Genomic DNA, 4,725 nt, shown 5'->3' with positions numbered 1-4,725 from the left:
TATTTCTACGCCCACCACCGATATCTACACAGGACGTTTAACACTCTTTCCCACCCCGCCCCTCTTCCGATCTGCTGGCGCGGGGGCGGGGTGCCGCGGCCGGCCGCGGTCGGCCTGGATCCCGGGCTGCTCGACCTGCCGTCCCCGAACGGCGCGACCCTGTGCGCCGAGGCCGCGGAGACCGGCGCGACGGTGCTCGTCGGCTGCCTGCGCAACGCCTCGGCGGTCGCGGCCGCGGCGGACCGGCTGGCCGGTGGGCGCCCGGTCGGCGTCGTCCCGGCGGGCGAGCGCTGGGGCATCAACATCACGACGACCGCTCCCCGCGGACCGCTCCGGCCGTGTGTGGAGGACCTGCTCGGCGCGGGCGCGATCGCCGCCGCGCTGTCCGGCCGCGTCGCCTCCCCCGAGGCGCTGCTGGCCGCCACCGCCTACCGCGGCACGGACATCGCCGAGGCGTTGCGCGGATGTGTCTCCGGCCGGGAACTCACCGCCAACGGCCACGAACGGGACGTCGAGCTGGCCGCGCAGGTGGACGTCAGCACGGCCGTCCCCGTCCTGGTCGACGATCTCCTGGAGGCCGCGTGACCTGGCTCGAACTGGCCGACGGCGTGCACGCCCGCCGCTACGAGCACCTGGACCAGACGCTCGGTCTGGTCGTGGGCGCCGAGCGGTGCCTGGTGATCGACACCGGCGGCGACGAGGTCCACGGCGCGGCCTTCGCGGCGGAGGTCCGCGAGATCACCGCGCTGCCGTGGACCGTGGTCATCACCCACGCCCACTTCGACCACCACTTCGGCACCGCCGCGTTCCTGCCCTGCCCGGTGTGGGCGCAGGAACGCTGCCGGGACGCGCTCGTCCGCGAAGGCGAGTCCGACCGGGCGGAGTGGGTGCGTCGGCTGGCGGGCAAGCCGGAAGCCGAGCGGCTCGCGGCGGCCCGGCTGGTGCTGCCGGACCACCTGCTCACCGAAAGCGTCCAGCTGGACCTCGGCGGGCGGACCGTGGAGCTGGTCCACCCCGGCGTGGCGCACACCGACCACGACGTGGCCGTGCACGTGCCGGACGCCGGGGTGCTGTTCGCCGGTGACCTCGTCGAGCAGGGCGCCCCGCCGTCGATCGGACCGGACGCGCACCCGGCGCACTGGCCGTCGGCGCTGGACCGGTTGCTCGACCTGCGCCCCGCCACCGTCGTGCCGGGGCACGGCGATCCGGTCGGCCCGGACTTCGTGGCCGCCCAGCGCGACGAGCTCAGTCGAAGTTGAGCTCGCCGGTGCGGGTGCGCTTGAGCTCGTAGAAGTCGGGGTAGCTCGCCAGCAGCCGGGCGCCGTCGAACACCTTCACGGCGTCCTCGCCCCTCGGGATCGAGCTGAGCACCGGGCCGAAGAACGCGACGCCGTCGATGTGGATGGTGGGGGTGCCGACGTCCATGCCGACCGGGTCCATGCCCTCGTGGTGGCTCTTCTTCAGCGCGTCGTCGTACTCGGCGGAGTCGGCGGCGGACGCGAGGTCGGCGGGCGCGCCGATGGCCTCCAGGGCCTGGCGGGTGACCTCGGGGATGTCCTTGTTGCCCTGGTTGTGGTAGCGGGTGCCGAACTCGGTGTAGAAGTCCCGCAGGATCGCCTCGCCCTTCTCCTGGGCGAGCGCCGTGGCCACGCGCACCGGGCCCCACGCCTTCTCCAGCAGCTCCTTGTACTCCGCGGGCAGGTCGCGCCCGCTGTTGAGGACCGCGAGGCTCATGACGCGGAAGTTCAGGTCGAGGTCGCGCTGCTTCTCCACCTCCAGGATCCAGCGCGAGCTGATCCAGGCGAACGGGCAGACGGGGTCGAAGTAGAAGTCCACGCGTGTGCGCTCTGCGGTCATCAGTGTTCTCCCTGTGGGTGCTGGGCCGTCAAACGGGCCAACAGCACGCGGAGGGCACTTGTTCCCCGCCGGAACATGATTGGATAGCGGGATCACCGAGAATGACAACCGCGAGCGTTTCCGAGGTGCCTGTGCCCGCCCCTAACCTGACCCGTGACCAAGCCAAACAGCGTGCCGAGCTGCTCGAGGTCGAGTCCTACGACATCGCCCTCGACCTCACGGACGGTAACGGCGGCCCGGGCGAGAGAAGCTTCGACTCGAAGACAACGATCCGGTTCGCCGCCACGAAGCCGGGCGCGAGCACGTTCGTCGACATCGTCGCCGGCTCCGTCCGCTCCGCGACGCTCAACGGCACGGCGCTGGACGTCTCCGGCTACACCGAGGAGAACGGCGTCGAGCTGCCGAACCTCGCCGCGACCAACGAGCTGGTCGTCGAGGCCGACTGCCGCTACATGAACACCGGCGAGGGCCTGCACCGGTTCGTCGACCCGGTCGACGACGCCGTGTATCTGTACACGCAGTTCGAGACGGCCGACGCGAAGCGCATGTTCGCCTGCTTCGACCAGCCCGACCTCAAGGCCACCTACCGGCTGACGGTCACCGCGCCGAGCGACTGGAAGGTCGTGTCCAACGCGCCGGTGGAGAGCACCGAGAAGACCGCCGAGGGCACCACCCGCACGGTCTTCGCCACCTCCGAGCGCATCTCGACGTACCTGGTCGCGTTGATCGCCGGCCCGTACGCCGAGTGGCACGACCAGTACACCGACGAGCACGGCACGATCCCACTGGGCATCTACTGCCGCGCGTCGCTGGCCGAGCACATGGACGCCGAGCGGCTGTTCACCGAGACCAAGCAGGGTTTCGGCTTCTACCACAAGGCGTTCGCCACGCCGTACCCGTTCCGCAAGTACGACCAGCTGTTCGTGCCGGAGTTCAACGCGGGCGCGATGGAGAACGCGGGCGCGGTGACGTTCCTGGAGGACTACGTCTTCCGCAGCCGGGTCACCCGCTACGCCTACGAGCGGCGCGCCGAGACGCTGCTGCACGAGATGGCGCACATGTGGTTCGGCGACCTGGTCACCATGCGCTGGTGGGACGACCTGTGGCTGAACGAGTCGTTCGCGACGTTCGCGAGCGTGCTGGCGCAGGCCGAGGCCACCGAGTACGAGCACGCCTGGACGAGCTTCGCCAACATCGAGAAGTCGTGGGCCTACCGGCAGGACCAGCTGCCCTCGACGCACCCGATCGCAGCCGACATCGTGGACCTGCAGGCCGTCGAGGTGAACTTCGACGGCATCACCTACGCCAAGGGCGCCAGCGTGCTGAAGCAGCTGGTGGCCTACGTCGGGCTGGACCACTTCCTGGCCGGGCTGCGGGTGTACTTCGGCAAGCACGCGTGGGGCAACGCGACGCTGGCCGACCTGCTCAGCGCCCTGGAGGAGGCGTCGGGCCGCGACCTGTCCGGGTGGAGCGCGCAGTGGCTGGAGACGACCGGCCTGAACTCGCTGCGGCCGAAGTTCGAGACCGACGCCGAAGGCCGGTTCACGTCGTTCGCGGTGCTGCAGACCGGCGCGAAGCCGGGCGCCGGTGAGCTGCGCACGCACCGCATCGCGGTCGGCATCTACGACGAGGAGAACGGCAAGCTGGTCCGCAAGCAGCGGGTGGAGCTGGACGTCGAGGGCGAGCGCACCGAGGTGCCGGACCTGGTCGGGCAGCCCGCGGGCAAGCTGGTGCTGGTCAACGACGACGACCTGACCTACTGCACGATGCGCCTGGACGCCGGTTCGCTGACCACGCTGGTCGACCGGATCGCCGACATCACCGAGCCGCTGCCGCGGACGCTGTGCTGGTCGGCGGCGTGGGAGATGACCCGCGAGGCCGAGCTGAAGGCCAGGGACTTCCTGCAGATCGTGCTGCACGGGATCCACGCGGAGACCGAGGTCGGTGTCGTGCAGCGACTGCTGCTGCAGGCGCAGACCGCGCTGAACTCGTACGCGCAGCCGTCCTGGGCGGCGGCCGAGGGATGGCCGCAGTTCACCCGGAAGCTGCTGGAGCTGGCCCGCGCCGCCGAGCCGGGCTCGGACCACCAGCTGGCGTTCGTCAACTCGCTGACCGGTTCGGTCCTGGACGACGCGACGGTCGACGTGCTGGCAGGCTGGCTCGACGGGTCGAACCCGCTGGAGGGCCTCGTGGTCGACGCGGACCTGCGCTGGCGCCTGCTGAACGCGCTGGTGGCGCACGGCCGGGCGGCGGACGAGGAGATCGACGCGGAACTGGCCCGGGACGACACCGCGACGGGCCGACGCCACGCCGAGCACGCCCGCGCCCTGCGCCCCACCCCGGAGGCCAAGGCGGAGGCGTGGCAGCGCGCGGTCTACGACGACGACCTCCCGAACGCGATGAGCAACGCCATCATCGGCGGCTTCTCCCACCCCGGGCAGAAGGACCTGCTGACGGGCTACGTGAGCACCTACTTCGCCGCCATCGACGAGGTCTGGTCCCGCCGGTCGAGCGAACGCGCCCAGCCCACGGTCGTCGGCCTGTTCCCCGCCTGGGCGGTCGAACACGCCACGGTGCAGGCCGCGGACGAGTGGCTGGCGGGCGACCACCCCGCTGCCCTACGGCGGCTGGTTTCGGAAGGCCGAGCCGGCATCGTGCGCGCACTGGCAGCACGGGAATTCGACGAGGCCTGATCAACAGAAGCAAAGGGGCGCCGGGCGACAACAGCTCGGCGCCCCCTTCTTTTGAGCAACCGCAAGCCGGCAACGCAAGCAAGCCGACTACCCCAACCAGACCTCCCCCGCCCCCGATCCACAGCCGATCTTTAGTCGCCGACCAGGCTTGTCAAGGCACGCTTTCCCGCCTTGA

The 4,725-nt window shown here is 70.8% G+C and carries 3 protein-coding genes and 1 pseudogene; 3 read left to right on the top strand and 1 reads right to left on the bottom strand.

What is annotated here, in order from left to right:
* Positions 1-66 precede the first annotated feature (66 nt).
* Positions 67-585: pseudogene (locus tag ABZ193_RS43295) on the top strand (2-phosphosulfolactate phosphatase); the annotation flags it as partial.
* Positions 582-1,259: an MBL fold metallo-hydrolase gene (locus ABZ193_RS43290; protein WP_354714639.1), complete on the top strand. Its 678-nt coding sequence runs from the start codon at positions 582-584 to the stop codon at positions 1,257-1,259. The pseudogene ABZ193_RS43295 and the gene ABZ193_RS43290, both read left to right, overlap by 4 nt.
* Here ABZ193_RS43290 and ABZ193_RS43285 read toward each other — a convergent pair.
* Positions 1,246-1,857 (bottom strand): DsbA family protein, encoded by a 612-nt coding sequence (locus ABZ193_RS43285; RefSeq protein WP_237339528.1) that lies wholly within the window; start codon positions 1,855-1,857, stop codon positions 1,246-1,248. The two genes, ABZ193_RS43290 and ABZ193_RS43285, sit on opposite strands and share 14 nt — an antisense overlap.
* Positions 1,858-1,988: 131 nt before the next feature.
* Between ABZ193_RS43285 and pepN the strand changes: the two genes are divergently transcribed.
* On the top strand, positions 1,989-4,550 hold the full coding sequence (gene pepN, locus ABZ193_RS43280; protein WP_354714637.1) for an aminopeptidase N: 2,562 nt from the start codon (positions 1,989-1,991) through the stop codon (positions 4,548-4,550).
* Positions 4,551-4,725 lie beyond the last annotated feature (175 nt).

The sequence above is a fragment of the Amycolatopsis sp. NPDC006125 genome, from assembly GCF_040614195.1.
GTDB classification, from domain to species: domain Bacteria; phylum Actinomycetota; class Actinomycetes; order Mycobacteriales; family Pseudonocardiaceae; genus Amycolatopsis_E; species Amycolatopsis_E tucumanensis.
The sequence above is the reverse complement of the archived record's forward strand: the minus strand, read 5'-3'. Positions and strand labels throughout refer to the sequence as shown.

Excerpts from the sequence above, each read along its gene's own strand:
- ABZ193_RS43285 (WP_237339528.1), bottom strand. The coding sequence starts at position 1,857 with ATGACCGCAGAGCGCACACGCGTGGACTTCTACTTCGACCCCGTCTGC.